1 protein-coding gene is annotated in these 271 nt (G+C 57.6%); it reads left to right on the top strand.

Features of this window, described 5'->3' with window-relative positions; genetic code table 11:
* The coding region (locus IV91_RS19395; RefSeq protein ID WP_233418501.1) for a hypothetical protein at positions 1-208 on the top strand (208 nt) is incomplete at its 5' end.
* Positions 209-271 lie beyond the last annotated feature (63 nt).

The raw sequence follows: 271 nt of genomic DNA, 5'->3' as shown, positions 1-271 counted from the left end.
AGGCACTTGCCTCATCGAACCGACGCTGGCTTTTATCCAGCCTCATAGCCATCCCAGTGCGTACTGGTTATGCGGTTTCCACGCATCCCCAGACCCGGACTTATACCGGGTATTCCACAACCAGGGTTTCACGGCATTTCCTCCGTGGTCCCGTTTCCCTACCGCACACCTCCTTCCGTTCGATAAGAACGGAGAAGACAGGGGCTGAAAGCAACGGTTTACTCTGCTCGCGCAGGATTACCCGGTACTCTCGCCCTCGCACCCACCGTGC

Origin of the sequence: Ferrovum myxofaciens, assembly GCF_000735045.1 — a bacterium.
GTDB lineage: Bacteria > Pseudomonadota > Gammaproteobacteria > Burkholderiales > Ferrovaceae > Ferrovum > Ferrovum myxofaciens.
This window is presented reverse-complemented; position numbering and strand designations above follow the sequence as displayed.